The sequence below is a fragment of the Nocardia sp. NPDC052566 genome, from assembly GCF_044547285.1.
GTDB lineage: Bacteria > Actinomycetota > Actinomycetes > Mycobacteriales > Mycobacteriaceae > Nocardia.
Map to the genome: position 1 here is coordinate 164,081 of NZ_JBIUAF010000004.1, position 19,114 is coordinate 183,194.

General features: G+C 68.6%; 13 protein-coding genes. 3 read left to right on the forward strand and 10 right to left on the reverse strand.

The annotated features are described in order from the left end of the window. Positions 1-428: 428 nt before the first annotated feature. Genes ACIG5A_RS20480 through dnaK form a run of 4 tightly spaced genes read right to left on the reverse strand, consistent with a single transcriptional unit; the run spans position 429 to position 4,509 of the window. Positions 429-854: a heat shock protein transcriptional repressor HspR gene (locus tag ACIG5A_RS20480; RefSeq protein WP_397242200.1), complete on the reverse strand. Its 426-nt coding sequence runs from the start codon at positions 852-854 to the stop codon at positions 429-431. After that, positions 854-2,008: a molecular chaperone DnaJ gene (gene dnaJ, locus ACIG5A_RS20485; protein WP_397242202.1), complete on the reverse strand. Its 1,155-nt coding sequence runs from the start codon at positions 2,006-2,008 to the stop codon at positions 854-856. Before dnaJ ends, ACIG5A_RS20480 begins: the two co-directional genes overlap by 1 nt. Before the next feature lie 24 nt (positions 2,009-2,032). Further along, the gene (gene grpE, locus ACIG5A_RS20490) at positions 2,033-2,665 is read right to left on the reverse strand and encodes a nucleotide exchange factor GrpE (RefSeq protein ID WP_397242204.1); all 633 of its coding nucleotides are present in this window, start codon (positions 2,663-2,665) and stop codon (positions 2,033-2,035) included. Beyond that, the gene (dnaK, locus tag ACIG5A_RS20495) at positions 2,662-4,509 is read right to left on the reverse strand and encodes a molecular chaperone DnaK (protein ID WP_397242206.1); all 1,848 of its coding nucleotides are present in this window, start codon (positions 4,507-4,509) and stop codon (positions 2,662-2,664) included. The genes grpE and dnaK overlap by 4 nt, the downstream gene beginning before the upstream one ends. A gap of 632 nt (positions 4,510-5,141) precedes the next feature. Here dnaK and ACIG5A_RS20500 point away from each other — a divergent pair. Beyond that, positions 5,142-6,740 carry an FAD-binding oxidoreductase gene (locus tag ACIG5A_RS20500; RefSeq protein WP_397242208.1) on the forward strand — a complete coding sequence of 533 codons (1,599 nt, stop codon included), beginning with the start codon at positions 5,142-5,144 and terminating at the stop codon, positions 6,738-6,740. Between the two features lie 68 nt (positions 6,741-6,808). Here ACIG5A_RS20500 and ACIG5A_RS20505 read toward each other — a convergent pair whose 3' ends face one another. After that, a complete protein-coding gene (locus ACIG5A_RS20505; RefSeq protein ID WP_397242210.1) occupies positions 6,809-8,254 on the reverse strand; it encodes an MFS transporter in 1,446 nt (481 codons plus the stop codon). Between the two features lie 84 nt (positions 8,255-8,338). On the opposite strand from ACIG5A_RS20505, the gene ACIG5A_RS20510 reads away from it, so the two are divergent. After that, the gene (locus ACIG5A_RS20510) at positions 8,339-8,788 is read left to right on the forward strand and encodes a winged helix-turn-helix transcriptional regulator (protein ID WP_397242212.1); all 450 of its coding nucleotides are present in this window, start codon (positions 8,339-8,341) and stop codon (positions 8,786-8,788) included. A gap of 389 nt (positions 8,789-9,177) precedes the next feature. Further along, positions 9,178-10,335: a zinc-binding dehydrogenase gene (locus tag ACIG5A_RS20515; RefSeq protein ID WP_397242214.1), complete on the forward strand. Its 1,158-nt coding sequence runs from the start codon at positions 9,178-9,180 to the stop codon at positions 10,333-10,335. Here the strand turns inward: ACIG5A_RS20515 and ACIG5A_RS20520 are convergent. The 5 genes from ACIG5A_RS20520 to ACIG5A_RS20540 form a co-directional block, all read right to left on the reverse strand. Beyond that, positions 10,325-10,771: a hypothetical protein gene (locus ACIG5A_RS20520; protein WP_397242216.1), complete on the reverse strand. Its 447-nt coding sequence runs from the start codon at positions 10,769-10,771 to the stop codon at positions 10,325-10,327. The genes ACIG5A_RS20515 and ACIG5A_RS20520 overlap by 11 nt on opposite strands. A 99-nt stretch (positions 10,772-10,870) precedes the next feature. Further along, positions 10,871-11,515, reverse strand: a complete 645-nt coding sequence (locus ACIG5A_RS20525) for an endonuclease (RefSeq protein WP_397242218.1) — start codon at positions 11,513-11,515, stop codon at positions 10,871-10,873. Positions 11,516-11,697: 182 nt separating this feature from the next. After that, positions 11,698-13,254, reverse strand: a complete 1,557-nt coding sequence (locus tag ACIG5A_RS20530; protein WP_397242220.1) for a dynamin family protein — start codon at positions 13,252-13,254, stop codon at positions 11,698-11,700. 211 nt (positions 13,255-13,465) lie between these two features. After that, the gene (locus ACIG5A_RS20535; RefSeq protein WP_397242222.1) at positions 13,466-15,313 is read right to left on the reverse strand and encodes a dynamin family protein; all 1,848 of its coding nucleotides are present in this window, start codon (positions 15,311-15,313) and stop codon (positions 13,466-13,468) included. Between the two features lie 33 nt (positions 15,314-15,346). Continuing rightward, entirely contained in the window at positions 15,347-18,850 is a 3,504-nt protein-coding gene (locus ACIG5A_RS20540) for a beta strand repeat-containing protein (RefSeq protein ID WP_397242224.1), read from the reverse strand. Between the last annotated feature and the right edge of the window lie 264 nt (positions 18,851-19,114).

Consider the following 19,114-nt stretch of genomic DNA (forward strand, 5'->3'; position numbering starts at 1 on the left):
GGTTAGCCAGCAACGGAATCCTACGTTTAAACATCAAGCGTGTAATTCCGGAAAAACTAGGTTTGGGCGCGCTATTGCGGTCAAAAACAGACTGCAAGACCGCTTCTCGGGGGTTAACTCGGTCGTACCTTCACCGAATTTGTGTGACCCGATTTGCAAGCTTCGTCCGAATTGGCACCAGCGGAGCGATCCTGTAGCAACACAACAGATTTGACCGACCAGTTTGTGCCAGCAAACATCCGACGACCGCCACCCGGCACAAGACGGGCATCCGAAAGGCAACTGGCACACCGGCTCGCGGCGCGCAACCCCCGAATTACGGCTTACTCTCAGCTAATTCAGGATCGCGAATGCCCCAGAATGCCGAAGAGCCCCCGGCTCCACCCAAACCGGGCGGACGGTAGCCAGGGGCTCAACGGGTTTGCTGATTACATCGAACGCCGGTGTCGTGGTTGCCAGACCACCAGCGCGGTACTGCGTTGCGGCGGAGAGAGGTCGGGGCGGTAGCCCGCCCGCATCCGCTCCAGCTCGGCCGCCAGCTCGGTGACCTGCTGCCGCAATTCCTCCACCTGATTGGTGAGTTCGATAATGCGTTTGATACCGGCCAGATTGACGCCCTCGTCCTGGGACAGCCGCTGCACTTCGCGCAGCAGCTCCACGTCCCTGGCCGAATAGCGCCGCCCACCGCCCGAAGTGCGTTGCGGCGTCACCAGTCCCAGCCGGTCATACGTGCGCAGCGTCTGCGCGTGCATGCCGGCGAGCTGAGCCGCCACCGAGATCATGAAGAACTCGGCACGCTGCGACGCGCTACCGGGTCCCGGAGATCCGGCCGCCTTCTTCGGATCAGTGGACATCACGCACCTGCCCATCCCGCACGTGGATCGAAGCCGCTGGCCTTCTCCGCCTCCTGGAAGCGCCGCAGCGCCTCGGAAGCATTGTCGTCCAGTTTCTGTGGCACCGCGACCTTGACGGTGACCAGCAGATCACCGGCGCCGCCGCCGCGCTTGGGCACGCCGCGACCGCGGACACGGAGGATGCGGCCGTCCGCGGTGCCCGGCGGCACCTTGACGCCGACGCGCCCCTCCAGCGTCGGCACGGAAACCGTTGTGCCGAGCACCAATTCACTGTAGCTGACCGGCAGCACCAAGGTCAGGTCATCGCCGTTGCGGCCGAAGACCTTGTCCTGGCTGACGTGCACGGTGACATACAGGTCACCCGACGGCGCGCCGCGCAGTCCCGCCTCGCCCTGTCCGGCCAGCCGAATCCGTTGCCCGTCGCTGACTCCCGGCGGGATACGGACCGTGATGGTGCGGGTGCGGTTCTGGATGCCGCTGCCGTGGCAGTCGACGCACGGGTCGTCGATGATCGAGCCGGTACCACGGCATTCGTCGCACGGCTCGCTGAAGCCGAACGCACCCTGATTGCGGCTGACGACACCGGTTCCGTTGCAGAGCGGGCAAACTCGGGGACTGGTCCCCGGCTTGGCGCCGCTGCCGTGACACGTGGTGCACGGCGACGGGCTCGTCATCCGCAGCGGAACGGTGACGCCCTGCGCCGCCTCGCGGAAGCCGAGCGTCGTCTCGGTCTCCACATCGGCGCCACGGCGCGGGCGGCTCGCGGTCCGCGTGCCGCCCCGGTTGAACAGGCCACCGAGCAGGTCACCCAGCCCGCCGTCACCGGCATTGGCGTTGCCGAAGATATCGCCGATGTTGAAATCCTGCGAGAAGCCGCCGCCCGCACCGGGATTGAACCCGCCACGGGGATACCCGCCTGCGAACAGCTTGCGGGTCTCGTCGTACTCCTTGCGCTTGGCCGGATCCGACAGCACGGCATGCGCCTCGCTGACGGCCTTGAAGCGCTCCTCGGCCTTGGTGTCACCAGGATTGGCGTCCGGGTGTAAGTCGCGGGCGAGCTTGCGGTACGCCTTCTTGATCTCGTCCTGCGAGGCGCTGGAGGAGACACCCAGCTCCTTGTAGAAGTCCTTTTCGATCCACTCCCGCTGGCTCACTGGATATCTCCTCCTCTCGCGTCTCTATTGAGTATTCGCGTCGGCATCGTCGGATGCCTCTGTCTCTGCCGCGGCCCGATCGAGATCGGCCACGCCATCGGTCACCCCGACGAGCGCATGCCGCAGCACCCGGTCGCCGAAGCGGTAGCCCTTGCGCATGACCAGCCCGAGTACCGGGTCGTGCCCGGAGCCCTCGTGCTGCACGGCCTCGTGCAGGGTCGGGTCGAAAGGCTCACCCTCCGAACCGAATTCCTCGAGCCCCTGCTTCTGCAGCGCCGCGGCCAGCTTGTCGGCCACGCCCTTGAGCGGCCCGGATTCCAGGTCGCCGTGGGCCCGCGCCCGATCGAGATCGTCGAGCACGCCGAGCAATTCGGTGACGACGGCCGCCTTGGCGGTGTCGATGGCGACCTTGCGGTCGCGCTCGACACGGCGCCGATAGTTGGCGTACTCCGCGGTCAGCCGCTGCAGATCGGCGGTGCGCTCGGCGAGTTCGACGCTGATCGCGTCGGCGAGCACCTCGGCGCCGTCACCGGCTTCGGCCGGGGCGGTGGCAGACCCGTTGTCTGCCACCGCTTCCCGAATTTCGCCGGTCTCCGGGTCGATCTTGCGGTTGTCCACGAAGGTGATCGGCTCCTGTTCGGAGTTTCCGTCGCTCACTTCTTCTCCGTGTCGACCGGCTCGTCGACGACCTCGGCATCCACCACCTGGTCATCGTTGGCGGAGCTGGACGCGCCGTTGCCGGACGCGGCCGACTCGGCGGCCGAGGCCTCGTAGATCGCCTGGCCGAGCGCCTGCGACTCGGTCGCCAGCTTCTCGACGGCCGCCTTGACCGCGGCGATATCGGTGCCCTTGAGCGCCTCGTTCGCCTCGGCGATGGCCGCCTCGACCTTGGACTTGATGTCCGCGGGGACCTTGTCCTCGTTCTCCTTGATGAACTTCTCGGTCTGGTGGACCAGCGACTCGGCCTGGTTGCGGGTCTCCGCCTCCTCGCGCCGCGCCTTGTCCTCGGCGGCGTGCGCCTCGGCGTCCTTGACCATCCGGTCGATCTCCTCCTTGGACAGGCCGGAGCCGTCCTGGATCTTGATCGTGTTCTCCTTGCCGGTGCCCTTGTCCTTCGCGGTCACGTGCACGATGCCGTTGGCGTCGATGTCGAAGGTGACCTCGATCTGCGGCACGCCGCGCGGGGCCGGCGGGATGCCGGTCAGCTCGAAGGAGCCGAGCAGCTTGTTGTGCGAGGCGATTTCGCGCTCGCCCTGGAACACCTGGATCTGCACCGAGGGCTGGTTGTCGTCGGCCGTGGTGAAGGTCTCCGAGCGCTTGGTCGGAATGGTGGTGTTGCGCTCGATGAGCTTGGTCATCACGCCGCCCTTGGTCTCGATGCCCAGCGACAGCGGGGTCACATCGAGCAGCAGGACGTCCTTGACCTCGCCCTTGAGCACACCGGCCTGCAGCGCGGCGCCGACGGCGACGACCTCGTCCGGGTTCACGCCCTTGTTGGGCTCACGGCCGCCGGTCAGTTCCTTGACCAGATCCGAGACGGCGGGCATGCGGGTGGAACCACCGACGAGCACGACGTGGTCGATATCGGCGACGTTGATGCCCGCGTCCTTGATCACGGACTGGAACGGCGCGCGGGTGCGGTCGAGCAGGTCCGAGGTGATCTTCTGGAACTCGGCGCGGGTCAGCTGCTCATCGAGGAACAGCGGGTTCTTGTCCGCGTCGACGGTGATGTAGGGCAGGTTGATCGAGGTGCTCTGGCTGGAGCTCAGCTCGATCTTCGCCTTCTCCGATGCCTCGCGCAGGCGCTGCATCGCCATCTTGTCCTTGGTCAGGTCGATGCCCGCGCTGGCCTTGAACTTGTCGACCAGCCACTGCACGACGCGCTCGTCCCAGTCGTCACCACCGAGGTGGTTGTCGCCGGAGGTGGCGCGGACCTCGACGACGCCCTCGCCGATTTCCAGCAGCGAGACGTCGAAGGTGCCGCCACCGAGGTCGAAGACCAGGATGGTCTGTTCCTTGTCGCCCTTGTCCAGGCCGTACGCCAGCGCGGCCGCGGTGGGCTCGTTGACGATGCGCAGCACGTTCAGGCCGGCGATCTGGCCGGCTTCCTTGGTGGCCTGACGCTGGGCGTCCTCGAAGTACGCGGGCACGGTGATGACCGCGTCGGTGATCTCCTCGCCGAGGTAGGCCTCCGCGTCGCGCTTGAGCTTCATCAGCACGCGCGCGCTGATCTCCTGCGGCGTGTACTTCTTGCCATCGATGTCGACGGACCAGTCGGTGCCGATGTGGCGCTTGACCGAGCGGATGGTGCGGTCGACGTTGGTGACCGCCTGGTTCTTGGCCGGCTGCCCGACCAGTACCTCTCCGTTCTTGGCGAACGCGACGATCGACGGGGTGGTGCGCGCGCCTTCCGAGTTCGCGACGACGACCGGCTCGCCGCCTTCGAGAACGGCGACGACCGAGTTCGTGGTCCCGAGGTCGATTCCGACCGCACGAGCCATAGTGGTTCCTCCTAGTTGACGTAACAGTTTGTCGGTGCCTGGTGTCTGCTCGAGCTGCGTGAACAGCCCGTTCTGCGGCATCTGGCATCTGCCGCGAGACCTCGCCCCAAGCACCTCACGGAGCACGGTCCCAGCAACGCTGGTTGTTTCGAGCGACCTGCGAGCAGTCGCTACGGTGAGCGTGGTCGGCTCAATCTTGCCCTCGATTCCGTCCGGGAGTCAACTGAAACTTGAGCCGTAGCCACTCAACCTTGTCCAAGAGCTCAACGGGCGGCCGTCGCGAATAATTCCCGGATCCGCGATCGAGCGGGCCTTCCCTGCGCCATTCTTGTCACCCGAATGGCCTCTGACCAGCAATTGTGTGCCAGTTGTGACCCAGCGAAATTGCTCGACCCAGGCCAGCCCGGTCCAGCGCCGCCTCATCGGCCAGTGGTCCGGCATCGGCGCCGAAGCTCACTCGAAGCCGCCAGCCGACCGTGCGGACGTTCAGGTGGTCGGCAGCGAATTCACTCGGGCGGATGCGTAGCCCACGGGCGACCGGACGACACGGATGGCGGGCGAGTTCGCGCGCGGCGAGCAATGATGGGCGCGCGCGGGGTATTTCCGGCTATGCGGCGCCGAGAGGAGCGAAGGTGAGCGCGAAGACGCGATCATGGTGGGGCTGGGGCAATGTCGAGGATGCGGTCGACGGCGCGGAGCGAGAGGCGCTGACGGCACGGGTCGCGGCGATCCTGCCCGGTGCCGATCTCACGGCACACGAGCCGCCCACGGTCGACTCGCTAGGGCTGCCCGAACCGCGTGTCGCCGTACCGGATTCGCTTGCCGGGCTCGCCTCGGCGGATGCGGCGGATCGCGCGGCGCACGCGCACGGGAAGGCGTTCCGGGATGTGGTGCGGAATCTGCATGGGCAGGTGGACAATCCGCCCGATCTGGTGATCCGGCCGCGCAGTGAGGCCGACATCGTCGATGTGCTCGATTGGGCGACGCGCGCGGAGGTGGCCGTAATCCCGTTCGGCGGCGGCACTTCCGTGGTGGGCGGCGTGGAGCCGCGGCTCGACGGCGACTTCGCCGGTGCGGTCAGCCTCGATCTGGGTGCGCTCGATCGGGTGCTGGAGATCGATCGCGTCAGCCGGGCGGCGCGGATCCAGGCGGGCGTCTTCGGGCCCGCGCTGGAGGATCAGCTCCGCGGGGCCGACCTGACGTTGCGCCACTTTCCGCAATCATTCGAATTCTCCACGCTCGGCGGATGGCTGGCCACCAGGGCCGGTGGGCATTTCGCGACGCTGTACACCCACATCGATGATCTCGTCGAGTCGATGCGGGTGGTGACTCCGGCGGGCACCGGCGAGTCGCGGCGCCTACCCGGCTCGGGCGCGGGCCCCTCGCCGGACCGGATGTTCCTCGGTTCCGAAGGCACGCTCGGCATCATCACCGAGGCGTGGATGCGGTTGCAGGATCGACCGCGCTGGCGCGCAACGGCTTCCGTGCACTTCGACGACTACGGCGCGGCCGTCGCGGCCACCAGGGCCATCGCGCAGTCGGGGTTGTCTCCGACCAATTGCCGGCTGCTCGATCCCGCCGAGGCGTTCCTGAACGCGGGCGCGGCGACCGGCGGCGGCGTGCTTGTACTCGGCTTCGAATCCGCCGATCATCCGGTCGGGCCATGGATGGACCGCGCGGTCGAGCTGGTCGCCGACCACGGCGGGAAACTGCCCGAGGCCGTGCGCTATTCGGATTCCGGGAACAGCACCTCCGGTGGCGCCGCCGACACCTGGAAGTCGTCGTTCCTGCGGATGCCGTATCAGCGCGATGCGCTCGCGGCCCAGTCGATGATCACCGAAACCTTCGAAACCGCCTGCACCTGGGACAAGTTCGACTCGTTGAAGGCCGCGGTGACCGCGGCGGCGAACGAGGCGATCCGCGCGGTCGGCGCGACCGGCGTGGTCACCTGCCGATTCACCCATGTCTATCCGGACGGGCCAGCACCCTATTTCGGCATCTACGCCGCGGGCCGCTGGGGCAGCACACTCGCCCAGTGGGATGACATCAAAGCCGCTGTCTCCGAGGCACTGTCGAGCGCGGGTGGCACCATCACCCACCATCACGCGGTCGGCCGGGACCACCGCCCGTGGTACGACAGGCAGCGACCGGAGCCCTTCGCAGCCGCGCTGCGAGCGGCCAAGTCCGCACTCGATCCCGGCGGCATCCTCAATCCGGGCGTGCTCATCTAGCGAGAACCTCCCACAGCTGCCGCCGCGATCGACCATCACGGTCGACGCGACCGAAGCGCTCGCGATGCTCAGACCTGGGCGAACGCGAGCTCCGGTGCGACGGCGGTTGCGTTGCGGCGCACGCCGGTCGCCGCGATGACGGCGCCGAGTGCCGCGGCCGCGGCGGGCACGATCAGCGCGGTGCGCAGGCCGTCCATGGCGGACCCACCCGTGCCGGTGGCGGCGACGTTCACCGCCGTGACCGCGGAGATGCCGAGCGCGGCGCCGAATTGGATTGCGGTGTAGAGCAATCCGCCTGCGAGGCCGTGCTCTTCCTCGCCGACGCCTTCGGTGCCCGCGATGGTCAGGGGGCCGTAGACCATGGCGAACGCCACCGCGAGCAGCAGCATGGTCGGGAGCATGGCCAGGTAGGCGCGATCCAGGTCGGTCGGCAGGAACAGGGCGTAGGCGAGCAGTGCCGTCAGCACGCCGCCGAAGATCACCCGCGTATTGCCGAATTTGCGCACCAGCCACGGGGTCAGCAGCGGCGCGAGCAGCGCGTCGAGGCCCATCACCGCCATAGCCAGGCCGGTCTGCACAGTGCTCCAGCCGCGCAGTTCCTGGAAGTACAGCGTCACCAGGAAGGCGAAGCCCATGAACGAGCCGATGAACAGCACGGCCACCAGGTTGATCCGGACCAGATTGGCCGAGCGCAGGATGCCGAGCCGGACCAGCGGTGCGGCGGACCGGCGTTCGTTCCAGACGAACAGGGCGAGCACCGCGAGCCCGGCGGCGAATACGCCCGCGGTCAGGCCCGGCATCTCGCTCGGATGTTCCAGCCGGACAACGCCGTACACCAGCAGCAGCATCGCCGCGGTGACGCTCAGCGTGCCGACTACATCGAATCGGCCCGCCCTACCTTCCGTAACGTTCCGCGGCGCACCGGAATCGCGTACCAGCACGATCGCCGCCGCGAGCAGCACCGCGGAAACGAGCACCGGCACGAAGAACACCCAGCGCCAGCCGAGCGCGGTGAGCAGGCCACCGACCACCATGCCGAGCGAGAATCCGCCCGCAGCGACCCCCGCGTAGACCAGCAACGCCTTCTCTCGCACCGGTCCGTCGGCGTAGTTGGTGGTGATCAGCGACAGCCCGGCCGGCGCCATGAACGCCGCGGCGATACCGGTGACGAAACGGGCGGTCAGCAGCATCCAGCCGGTGGTGGCGAAGCCGCCGAGGCCGGAGAAGACCAGGAAGACCGTCAACCAGAACAGGAACATCCGCCTGCGCCCGAGCAGGTCGGCGGCGCGACCGCCGAGCAGGACGAACCCGCCGTAGCCGAGCACATACGCGGAGACGACGCCGCTGAGCATCGCGGTGGACAGGCCGAGCTCCGCCCGGATCGACGGCAGCGCCACATTGAGCATCGCCACGTCGACGCCCTCCAGGAAGATCGCACCGGATAGCACCGCGAGCACACCCCAGGCGCGGCCGGTCATCGCGGTGAAGACCGCCGCCGGTTCGGATTTCAGCATTACCACTCCCAAAAGCCTTGGTTCCCAATGGTGGGGTCGGTTCCCTCTTGTTACCGCCCAAATTCTGGGGCAGTATGACCAATCGTGGAAGAAGGCACTTTCAAGTCACCCGGTGACTGCGGGGATACCGAGGCCGATTACGCAGTACTGCAATGGGATACCCGGGTGGACTGCGAAGTACGGCAGATCCTCGACCGCGTCGCGGACAAGTGGTCGCTGCTCGTCATCGCGCTGCTCGATCAGCGCAGCCTGCGATTCACCGAGCTGAAACGCAAGATCGACGGTGTCAGCCAGCGCATGCTCACCCGCACGCTGCGCCACCTGGAGCGGGACGGGCTTGTCGAGCGCACCGTCTATCCGACGGTGCCACCGCGCGTCGACTACGCGCTGACCCCGCTCGGCGCCAGCCTGCACACCACGATCAAGGCGCTGGTCACCTGGACCGAGGATCACCAGAACGAGATCGCCACCGCCCGTAATACTTACGACCGCAAGACGCTGGAAGAGGAAGCGGCGCAGCTGGCTTCCGTGTAGCTGACGCAACTGACCTACGGCTCGCCGGGGCAACTGACCTACGGCTAGCCGGGGCACTGACCTCTGTATAGCCGCTGTCGCTAGGCCTTCCTCGGCTGAGCGGACAGTTTTCGGCCGTTTGGGTGGATTCCGCGCGAATTGCGGCGAAAAGTGTCCGCTCAGCTGAGCTTGTCCCGCACAGCTGAGCTCTATCCGCACAACTGAGCCGGATTCCGTCTGCGTGACTGCGGATTCCGTCTGCGTAACTGCGGATTCCGTCTGCATGACTGCGGATTCCGTCTGCATGACTGTGGATTCCGGTCTGCACGACCGTCACCCCGGTTAGGGTTGTGCCTGCATCTGGGGGCCGCTCGAGGAGCGCCCTCGACGCGCCGATTCGAGGAGTCGTCATGCGTGCTGCCGTGGTCACCAACACCAAGTTCCACGTCGAGGAGCTGCCGACGCCGGTGCCCGGCCGGGGACAGGTGCTGATCAACGTATCCCGCTGCGGCATCTGCGGTTCCGACCTGCACGCGCGCATGCACGCCGACGCGATGGCCGACCTCGCCGACGCGACCGGCTACGACCAGTTCATGCGCTCGAGCCAGAGCGTGGTGCTCGGCCACGAATTCAGCGGGGAGATAGCCGAATACGGGCCCGGCTGCCGTCGGCGCTGGACATCGGGCACACCGGTGGTCGCGCTGCCGATCGTCCGGCAGGCCAAGCAGCCACAGCTGGTTGGTCTTTCGGCCGCGGCGCCCGGCGGCTATGCCGAGCAGGTGGTGGTCCAGGAATCGATGACACTGCCGGTGCCGAACGGGCTGTCCGCCGAATACGCGGCGCTGACCGAGCCGATGGCTGTCGCCTGGCACGCAGTGCGAAAGGCGCGAATCGGCAAGGGGCAGACCGCCTTCGTCATCGGCTGCGGGCCGATCGGCCTCGCGGTGATCGGCATGCTGAAGGCCGCGGGCGTGCGCACCGTGGTGGCCAGCGACTTCTCCCCGCGCCGCCGCGAACTCGCGCTACGCTGCGGCGCCGATGTGGTGGTCGATCCCGCCACCGAATCGCCGTGGACGGCCGGGGCGAAACCCGGCGGCAAAGGCGTCACCGACATACTCAACCTCGGCTTCGACGCCATGGAGCGGCTGCGGCAAGTGCCGAACCTGCCCTGGTGGTACGTCTTCCGGCTCGCGCACACGTTCAACGTGGGCCCGTCCGGCCCCGTTGTCTTCGAATGTGTCGGCGTACCAGGCATTATCGACCAGATCGTTACCGCGGCGCCGCCGCGATCGCGGGTGGTCGTCGTCGGGGTCTGCATGCAGGACGACCACTTCCAGCCCGCGATGGCGATCAACAAAGAGATCGAACTCCTTTTCGCCTTCGCCTACGACCCCGGCGAATTCCGCGACACCCTGCACATGCTCGCCGACGGGAAGGTGAACCCGGCGCCGCTGATCACCGGCACGGTCGGCCTCGACGGTGTCGACAATGCCTTCACCGCGCTGGGCAACCCGGAACACCACGCGAAGATCCTCATCGACCCCGCGAGCGCCGCGGTCACCCCCTGACACCCGCCAGAACAGCGTTCATCTGGGTGGTGACCTGGGCGAGCACCCGGCCCGCGATGGCCAGTTCGCCGGCCTGGATATCCGCGTATGCCCGCTTCATCGCGCCTTCGATATCGGAGCGGACGCCGCCGAAGCGGGTGCGGCCGAGCGCCGTGACGCGGATCCGCGCCGCCGCGTCCGCGATCGGTTCGATCAGCTCGGCATCGGCCAGCTCGCCGAGAGTGCTTCGCACCGTGGCGATATCGGCCTTCAGCGCACCGGCGAGGCGGGCGATCAGCTCATCGAGCGGAACATCGTCGCCCGCGGTGACGGCAAGGGTGAGGCCGACCCACTGCCGGTAGGTCATGCCGGGGTTGCGCAGGATCTCGTCGAGCACGGCGCGGTGCGCGTTCTCGGCCTGGCCGAGGACCTGCGGGTTGAGCGTGATGGCGTTCATGATGGCGTCCTTTCCGGTAACTGCTTTCACCGGTTCTGACACCGAATTCGGCGGCACTGTGACCGTACGTTGCCGAATCAGACTGTGATGTAGGACATATCAGTGTGCGGCGGCGAGCACCGCTTCGGCGATGTCCTCGTCCAGTGAGACGCGCACCAGCGCGGCGGCCAGGTCCGCGGTGCGCTCGCGGGGTGCGAGTGCTGCGAGTTCGCCCGGATCGGTGGGCAATTCGATGCGCTCGGCGCCGCGCAGCGCACGCTCGTCGAAATGCGGCCGCACCCAGGTCCACACGTCCTGCACCTCACGCAGGAAGATATCGCTGCCGGTCGGCCCGATGCCCTGGAACTGCTGCAGCAACCGCGCCACCCGCGTCGGATCGCGCTCGGCCTCCTCGCTCAGCTTGCGCAGGTCCCCGGCGTAGCGGTCGAGCACGAGCGCGGCGTTCGCGCCGAGCCGCGAAGCGGTGCTCTCGTCGTAGCGCCGGTAGTGCGCCCGCCCGAGCGCGTCGACGAGTTCCTGCCAGTCCGCGTCGGCCACCCGCCGCGGGGTCCGATACCCGGTGCCGACCAGCTCCTTCGCCGCCGCCACCGCGAGAGCCGCGGATATCCGAGTGCTGAGCAGCTCAGCGAGCATCAGCAGCTGGAACAGTGGCGCGGGCTTGTCCGCCAGCGCTATCCCCGCCTCCTCGGCATATCCGGTGCCCGCCCGCTGTAGCAACGCCCGCACCACGTCTTGCTGATTCATCACGGTCTCCCACGTTCGGTACCGACCGCGTACCCCACCCCGCGCGGCTCACACGACCGCCGGTCCAGACCGGGTACCGAGCCGGATCCGTCCTACTGCGTGCCCCGAGCCTCGGCGGACACTTTTCATCGTCGCGTGGCAGATATCGCCACGCTCAGGCGAATTGTGTCCGCCTAGCCCCGTCACTCCGAAAGCAAGGTCAGGGTGCCCTCGGCGCTGCGGGCGGCGGTGAGGCATGCGGTCGTGGTGAACTGGTCGGCCAGCGGGTGACCCGCGCGGGCGCGCCATTTGCGTACCGCCGCGACGGCCTGGGTGCGCTGGGCTCGGACCGAGGTATCGATAGGGAGGCCGAGGCGCAGGTGGGGCGCGACGCCCGAACCGCCGATGAGGCGGTGCAGTTCGGCGAGATCGGTTGCGGGCATGGTCAATTCGTCGGTGCGCAGGCGGCCGAGCAGGCGCAGCTCGGCGAAACCGTGCACATCGGCGAGCAGCGTGCGCACCCGGGGCAGCAGCTGGTCGGCGGGCGTACCAGGGTGGGCGGTGAGCACGCGGGCCAGCGCGGTCAACGCGGAGTGGGCCTTCAATTGGTCGGCGCGCTGGCCGAATTGCACGTCGAGCACCGTGCGCAGTTCGTCGACGCCACTGCGCCTGGTCAATTCGGCGGACAACGTCGCGGAATCGCGGACGCCGAGCCGAATCAGCGTGATGGCCATGCGAATACCGAACAGGCCGAAGCGATCCGCGAGTTGCGCGCGCAATTCCGGCGGCACCGGCAGCACGACATCGGGCCGGGCGAAACGATCGGCGGACAGCAGCGCCACGCCCAGCTCCTCGACGGGCACACCCGCCAGCGCCTCGAAGGCGGCGAACTCCTGCTGGCGCAGCGTGGCCGCGGCGAACGCGAGCAGCCCGGCCACCGGAATCACCGCCTGGCACAACCCGGTTCGCTCCAGCTCGCCGGCGAAACGCACCGCGACATCGCGGGCCGAGTGCAGCGCGTCGATACTGCCCGCGCCGATCTCATCCGCCCGGGACACCACGCCGATCACCCCGAGCGGGCTCGGCGTACCCGACATTCCCGGTCCGGCAACGGTTCCCGCGCCGATGCGCTCCAGGAAGCGAATATCGGCGGCATCGAGCCTGCGCAGCAGATAGACCACGGCGTCGGCGCCGGGCAATGCCGTATCCGCCTCGTCTTCCGGGGTGAGCAGCCGGGCGGTGCGCTGCGAAACCTCGCGCGACAGCGACGACGTGCCCGGCGTATCGATGATCGTGGTGTGCGCCAATGCCGCCGCGGGCCATTCGACCTCGAGATGGTCGACCTCGCGCGGGCCGGGCACGGCCCAGGCGAGTTGTGACAGATCGAAGGTCAGACCGTGCGCGCCGCCGCCGCGGCGCACCACCACATTCGCCCGCACGCCGTCCGGTGCGTACGCCGTCACGCTCGGTGTCGAGCCGTACCGGTACCAGGTGACCACCCGCGTGCACTCGGTCGCGTCCGTCGGCGCGATGTTCTGCCCGACCAGCGAGTTCAACAGCGTCGACTTGCCCGCCTTCAGCGAACCGGCCAGCGCGACCCGCAACGGCTGCTCCAGCCGCCGCGCGCAGTCGTCGAGTAGCGCGCGCGGTCTGCCCCGCCCAGCGAACGCCTGCCGCGCCGCATCCACCAGCCGATGCGTCTCGGCGACAATCCCCGGCGCCACCCTGCCCGCGCCATTCCCATGCTCTCGTCCGGTCACATCACTACACATCGCCCCCAACCGCCTTCGTATCACACCCTGCCGCACCTGCCCCCTCCCACCAGCGCAAACGCACTCGATATCGACGGCCGAACGCTCACCATGCCCCAGCGTGCGAGCGTTGATCGCAGCACGCGGCCGCTGCGCGAGCGGGCGGAGCGGGCCACCCGCCAGGACCGAGGCTGAGCGCCGAGTTCTCGGAGGGGAAGGGCTATGTGGCGCCAGGGCCTAGGGCGGGGGTCGGGTTCATGGCGTCGGAGTAGCGGCGAAGTTCGGCGACTACGTGGAGTTGGCGTTCGAGGAGGGCGCTGCGTTCGGTGCGGCGGGCGGTTTCCATCGTTGCCGCCTCCTGGGCGGCGCGCAGTGAGTCGTCGATGGAGCGAAGGCTGCGTTCGGCGACGCCCGCGTAGTGGTCGCGCAGGGCGCGGTGGATACGGTGCAGGCGGTCCTTGGTTTCCTTGCCCGCCTGGAAGGTGACGTCGTCGAGGAAGCGGCGCAGCGCCTGTTTGGCCTCGTTGCGGCGGCGCTGCAGCCTGGCCTGCTTGTCGTCACGGAATGCCTTGCCGCCCACCAGGACTCCCGCGCCGAGCGAGATAGGGTTGAGCATCGCCAGCCCGGCGAAGGTGGTGGCGAGCCCGACCATCAGCACGCCGCCGTAGGAACCGCGCATGCCGACGAGCACCTTGCTGGCGAAACCGATATCCGGTTCCAGATCGGCGAGGGTGCCGGTGCCCGCACGACTGTCCTCGGCGTGCAGGCCGGCGCCGACGTCGGGCAGATCGACGGTGCCGACCTCGGTGAAGTGTTCGGCGACCCGCTCGGCCAGCTGCACCGCCCTGGTGTGGGCGCACAGCAGGTTGTCACCGAGCGCGGTATCGACGGTGCCGGAAAGCCATTCGGCGATCCGCTCCCAGTGCTTGCCCGGATCGTGCTCGTCGATCCATTCCTCCCCGGTGCGCGCGATACCGCGCAGCCGCTCGCGCAGATCGTGGTCGACATCGCCCGCCAGGTCGGTGATGCCGTCGGACAGCGTCTGCTGCCACGCGGCGGTGCGCCGATGCAGTTGTTCGGCAACGGCTTTCGCGGATTGCAGCTCGCGCACCGCCGCCGCGCCCTGCGCCGGATCGCGCAGCGCGACCAGCTCACTGCCCAGCGCAAGCGCCAAATGCTCTGCGGCGGACTGGATATCGAGTGCCACCGCACGCCTGGTCGCCGCCTGATCGCGGGCGACCACCTGATCGCGCAGGAACTGATAGAGCACGCCGAACCCGGATTCCAGGCCGAGCTGCTGATCCTGCAGGCGCAGTGCGTGGGCGCGCAGCAGCGCGGACACCGGGATGGTGGCGATATCCAGCCCCGCGCGGTTCAGATGCCCCAGATCGGCCTCGTGCACCTGACGCCAGTGCGGGTAGAGATCGGTTTTGGCGAGCAGTAATGCCACCGACGGGCACAGCTCGTGCACCTGGCGCAGGAAAGCCAGCTCCGGCTCGGTGAGCTCGGTGGACGCATCCGAGAGCACCAGCACCGCATCGGCCGCCGCGACCAAGCCGAGTACGTGTGCCGCACTGGAGGTTCCGTGCCCGCCGACGCCGGGGGTGTCGATCAGCACGATGCCGTCGGCGAGCAGCGGATTGGGCAGCTGTACCTCCAGCCGCAGGACCCGGCGCCCCTCGGCGAGCGGCGTGCGCGCGGTGATCGCGCCGATCTCCTCGATCGGCACCGCGACCCTGGTCTCGTCGACGCCGGACGCGCCGCCGAGAATCAGCTCCGCTCGCGGCTGCGGCCCGTGTGCCAGCAGCGTCGTCACCGTCGTCGTCGCATCGTCGCCCACCGGGCAGATCTCGATGTTCAACAGCGCGTTGACGAATCGGCTCTTACCCTGGCCGAGCTGCCCGGCGATGACGATCCGGCGGCGCGGATCTCGGACACGGTCGGCCGCGGCCTCGAGGCGTGCGACCAGATCCGTGCGCCCCGCGGCCCGCGCGGCCGCGATGGTTTCGCCGAGCACCGACAGCAGCGAAACCGCAGGTGGCTGAGCAGCAGGTACGGGGGTACCCATCGCGCGATAAACCTCTTTCAGTTGTGGATACGGTCAGTGCAGCAGGAAATCGCCGTGCCCGTCGGCACCGGCCGTCCCGGTCAGATCGACTCCACTGTGCGTATCCGCATGCAGTCCGGTATCACCGTGCGCCCCCACATTGCTGTCGATCCCATTGCCGAACGCGCTCGAAACATCCAGCGACGACCACGTATTCGCCGCCGCGTCCACCGTCGACGAAGGCCCGCCCGCATGCACCCCGAGCCCACTGTCCACAGCCCCGTGCGCACCGGCCGAGGTACCGGCCGCCGCACTGGAGGCCGCCTGAGCCCCACTCTGCACCCCTGCCGAAACCCCTGCCCCCAAGCCACTCCCGGCATGCACTCCGGTGTCCACGGCACCGCCGACACCAGCGGAGGCCCCCGCGCCCAAACCACTCCCGGCATGCACTCCGGTATCCACAGCACCGCCGACACCAGCGGAAACCTCTGTACCCAAACCACTCCCGGTGTGCAGCCCGGTATTCACCGCACTCCCGACCTCGGCGGAAACCCCGGCACCGGTGGACAACCCGGTCTCCAGCCCCGAACCAACATGGGCACCGGCCTCAGCGCCAGTCGAAAGCCCGGTCTCCAACCCGGTCCCCACTCGCACCGCCCCATCCACACCTGTGGAAACCCCCGCCCCCACACCGTTACCCACATGCGCCCCGGCATCCACAGCCCCACCGACACCCGCAGAAGTCCCGGCGCCGACCCCGGTCCCACCATTCACAGCACCGCCGACCCCCGCCGAAATACCCGTCCCTACATCCACAGCCCCGCCAACACCTGTGGAAACCCCAGCCCCCAACGCACTTCCGACCTGCACCGCCGCATCAACAGCACCGGCAGAGGCCCCGACACCGGTCGACAGCCCGGTCCCCGCATTGACCGCTCCGCCGATGGCACCGCCGACACCGGTCGAAAGGCCCGTCGCCGCGTCGACGGCACCGCCGACACCGGCAGCAGCTCCAGCACCGACCCCCGTCGCCCCGTTCACAGCACCGCCGACGCCTGTGGAAACGCCAGTCCCCAAAGCGCTTCCAACCTGTACCGCACCATCCACAGCACTCCCGACGCCAGCAGATGTCCCGGCACCCGTAGACAACCCGGTCGCCGCATGCACAGCACCGCCGACGCCGGCACCGATGTCCGCTGCGGCCCCGGCCCCGGTCGACAACCCGGTCTCCAATCCCGAACCGACATGAGCAGCACCATCGACCGCACCGCCGACCTCCGTGGAAACACCTGTCCCCAAGCCACTTCCAACCTGTGCACCGGTATTCACAACCCCCGACACACCTGTGGACAACAACGCATCAAGCCCACCCCCGACGTTCCCGACCGCCCCGACCCCGGTCGACACTCCGGCGCCCGCCTGAGCACCAGCGGGAACCACACTTCCCACTCCCGAAGCCACACTGGTCTCCAGCCCGGCCCCCACCTGCGTCGCCCCCTGCACCCCGGTGGACACCCCCGTACCAACCTGCGCACCAGTATCGGCCACCGCACCAACCCCGGTCGCCAGCCCGGCCGTCGCGTCCGCCGCTGCATCGAGCGCACCGCCGACACCGGTGGCAGCATGCACAACCCCCTGTGTCCCGGTGGACACACCAGCACCCACCGCCCCGCCAACCACGTTGGACACCCCGGCAGTTGCGTCGAAAGCAGTATCGACCGCACCGCCCGCTCCAGCCGAAGCTCCCGCGCCGAGCGCCTCGTCGACCGCACCCCGCGCACCCGTCGTGAGATCCCCACCCGCCTGCGCACCGGCACCAACACCGGTGCCCACCGCACCAACAACATTGCTGGACAGGCCAGTAGCTACGTCCGCCCCCGTACCGACACCGGTCGTCACCTGCGCGGCAGCATCGAGGGCCCCATCAACTCCGGCACCGAGACCAGCACCCGCTTGCGCACCGGCACCGACGCCACTGTTCACAGCACCAACAACGTTGCTGGACAACCCCGTAGCAGCATCCGCACCCGCACCGAGACCAGCCGTCACCCGCGCGGCAGCATCGAGGGCCCCATCAACACCGGTACCAAGACCGGCACCCGCATCCGCAGCGCCTTGCAGACCGGCGTTGACGTCAGCGCCCGCTTGCGCACCGGCACCGAGGCCGGTGTGCACAGCACCAACCACGTTGCTGGACAACCCCGTTGCAGCGTCCACACCCGCGTTGAGACCCCCCGTGCCGAGGTCGCTGGTGACCTGCACCGCACTGTCGAGCGCTTCGTTCAGTCCTGCGGCGACGCCAGTACCCGCGTTCGCTGCGCCTTGCAGGCCAGCATTGAGATCCGCGCCCGCTTGCGCACCGGCACCGAGGCCGGTGTGCACAGCACCAACCACGTTGCTGGACAACCCCGTAGCAGCGTCCACGCCCGCGCCGAGACCAGTTGTCACCTGGGCGGCGGTATCGAGGGCTCCGTCGACCCCAGTGGTGAGGTGGGTGGCCGCGTTCGCTGCGGTCTGCAGACCAGCATTGAGGTCAGCGCCTGTCTGGGCGCCTGCGCCGAGGCCGGTGGTGACCGCGCCGACTACGTTGCTGGACAGGTCTGTTGCGGCGTGCGCGCCTGCACCGAGACCGGTTGTCACCTGGGCGGCTGTGTCGAGGGCTCCGTTTACGCCGGTCGTCAGGCTGGTGGCCGCGTTCGCTGCGCCTTGCAGACCGGCGGTGAGGTCGGTGCCGACTTGGGCGCCGGTATTCAGTGCGCCCTGCAAACCGGCATTGAGATCGGCTCCGGCCTGGGCGCCGGTGTGCAGTGCACCCTGCAGGCCGGTGGTGAGGTCGGTGCCTGCGTTGATGCCGGTGGAGATGGCTGCTTCCAGGCCGGTTGTGGTGTGGGTCGCGCCGGTGATGAGGCCGTTCGCGGCGGTGGTGAGATGGGTGCCGAGGTCGGTGCCCGCGTGCAGGCCGCCGTTGAGGGCGCCTTGCAGGCCGGTGTCGAGGTCGGCCCCGGCTTGGGCGCCGGTGTGCAGTGCACCCTGCAGGCCAGCGGCCAGGTCGGCGCCGGTGGACAGGCCGAGTTCGAGGCCGGTCAGCGCGTTGGCGCCGAGGCCGATCGCGCCGTTCACGGCGGCGCCGAGGTCCGCGCCCGCGTGCACCATGCCGCCGAGGCCCGCGTTGGCGGCGGCACTCAGGTCGGCGCCCGCCTGGATGCCGGCGCCGATCGCGGCATCGAGGCCGGTGTTCAGGCTCAGGTCCAGGTCGGCGCCGGTTTGGACGGCCGCACCCGTTTGTACCGCCGCGCCGAGTCCGGCGCCTGCGGCCGCGCCGGTCTGCGCGGCGGCTCCGGTCTGCCCACCGGCGGCGACGATCGCGGACAGGTGAGACCCGCCGGTGATCAGCGCCGACTCGGCCACCATCGGGGCGACCGCGGCGATGTCCTCCGGCGTCACCGCCGACAGCCCGGCCGAGGCCAGCGCCTGGGTCGGGTTGGCGCAGTAGCCGACCGCGGCCTCCGGGTGGCGCAGCAGATCGAGGATGAACTCCAGAATCGCGTTCGGTGTCACCGAAATCCTCCTACAGATGCGGCGGACCTACCGATCCGCTGACGTTGGAATGCATTTCACGCTAGGGACGCGATGCGTTACGGGAAACGGGGCGAACCCCCACGGTCCACGGACGGCGCCGGTTAGGGGCAGCACGACCATTAGGGGAATTTCCCCGAACCTTCCCCAACCGGTAACGGTGGCCCCCCAGCAACCGACAGAAGTGGTGGGTCGGCTGACCCCACAGTCTTTTGCACCACCGGATACACAACAGCGGACTACCGG